Annotated in this window: 2 protein-coding genes; both read right to left on the reverse strand. The window is 35.8% G+C overall.

Going from position 1 to position 1,739, the window contains the following annotated elements; genetic code table 11:
- Positions 1 to 209: 209 nt before the first annotated feature.
- The gene (locus CWB60_RS19945; protein ID WP_138580052.1) at positions 210 to 878 is read right to left on the reverse strand and encodes a hypothetical protein; all 669 of its coding nucleotides are present in this window, start codon (positions 876 to 878) and stop codon (positions 210 to 212) included.
- A 120-nt stretch (positions 879 to 998) separates the two neighbouring features.
- Positions 999 to 1,343 carry a hypothetical protein gene (locus CWB60_RS19950; RefSeq protein WP_138580051.1) on the reverse strand — a complete coding sequence of 115 codons (345 nt, stop codon included), beginning with the start codon at positions 1,341 to 1,343 and terminating at the stop codon, positions 999 to 1,001.
- Between the last annotated feature and the right edge of the window lie 396 nt (positions 1,344 to 1,739).

The following is a 1,739-nucleotide window of genomic DNA, read 5'->3' on the forward strand; positions in this document are numbered from 1 at the left end:
AGTCTAATTATATAAATATCAGTATATTAAGTGAACTAAATGTATAGATTAATAGATCATAAGCAGAACATACTTAGACCAAAAGGTGATCAGAGTTTTCACACAGTCTGTGCCAGAAGCGGTCTATGGCAGCGCCTGGCTTAGCAGGCTAAAATTAGCGATGGAGGAGCGCAAGCCTGCTGTTTTGCGTCCCTTGGCTTAAGAGTTTGTTAGTCGTTCTGTACAAGACTCATTTGCTCCAACATGAGTTTTTTAAATTTACCTTCGTGAAGTGAATCTAGAAAGTTAGAGATAATATCCATAGCTACTTGACAGCACCATTCTGCAAACTGAGTTGTCATGATTAAGTCCAGCCAACTTTCTTTACCCTGTATCGAACCAATAACACCTTCATCTGCTAGGTGATTTAACGCTTCATCTGGTCTTTCATATTTAGATGAATAAATATATTGTCCTTCACCTATTGTTAGTTCACCTAAAATAACTTCAGGCGGTCTGTGAATTATCGAATTCCTGAGATTTCTCAGTACCTCAAACTCTTTATAAGGAGATTCAGCTTTGTTCCAATGATTGTTTGTGAATAGTCTTTTTGACTTCTTGTATTTATCTAAAGTGCTACTCTTCTCCTGTTGTAAAAGAATCATTTTTTCAAATAACACTTTTTCTTGAGGTGTTCGCCTTCCACCGCAGAACAATTCACTTGAGCCTATTGTTTCGTTGATAAAAGCTTCAAGACAATTAAAACTAAAAATCAATGAAACAATAGCTTGCTCAGGACTTTCAGCCGTGTCTTGAGAGGCTTTCTTTGCTATCTCAAATAGTAGTTTATGTGCAAAATATACATTCTTTGAATATACTTTCTTACCTTCTATTGACACAGTTCTCTCCCTAAACGGCTAACGCCGTACCAAATAGCACAAAATGCTTGGCTAAAATTGAGTGAAGCGAATAGCCCGCATTTTTTATTTATGTTTAATTGGTTGTTATAACGCTTTTTCTTAAAACCAAGCATCATCTTTGTGCACATAGACGCCATCAGAAAGGTAAACATAATCGTCTGGATTAGTTAAATCATCTCCGCCATCTTTTACATCCAGAAGTCGCATATGTTTTTCTACAACTTCTGATGACACTCTTTGCCAACGGGTGTCATAACCTTCAGAGGTTTTGGCTTTGTAACCAAATCTTTTACCACTTTTTTCATTGGTTATGATTACGATATCCCCAACTTCTGGATTAGGACATGCTTTATGCATTTTTTCACGCCAAGCCTGTAAATCCCCCGATATTGATCCGCTAGGATCTGGAACCCAACTTCCATCATCTTTAATTATTGTGGTCATAGTTGACTCCGATATGCTCAAATGTTGCTAAGCGTTTTAACAGCTTTATTAGAGGACACTTTCCCTATTTTAACGCGAAGACGTCCTTATTTTATGAACTTACATTAATAGCAAATAGCTTAAGTTATTGCTAGCTATAAATATTACGCTTTAAGTAGCTTATATAAACATATAAAAAAAAGGTAAGTTTTCTCTTATTCTTAGTAAGTTAATGACGACTCACCTGAATGACTGGTATTAGCTCTTTGCCAAAGTTCAGCTAAGTGCCCAGACTGTGTGAAAACTCTGATCACCTTTTGGTCTAAGTATGTTCTGCTTATGATCTATTAATCTATACATTTAGTTCACTTAATATACTGATATTTATATAATTAGACTATTGATTCAGTTGAGTGT

This window comes from Pseudoalteromonas sp. S327 (assembly GCF_005886415.1).
Lineage (GTDB): Bacteria > Pseudomonadota > Gammaproteobacteria > Enterobacterales > Alteromonadaceae > Pseudoalteromonas > Pseudoalteromonas atlantica.

Coding starts and splice junctions, on each gene's coding strand:
- CWB60_RS19950 (WP_138580051.1), bottom strand. CDS start 1,343: ATGACCACAATAATTAAAGATGATGGAAGTTGGGTTCCAGATCCTAGC.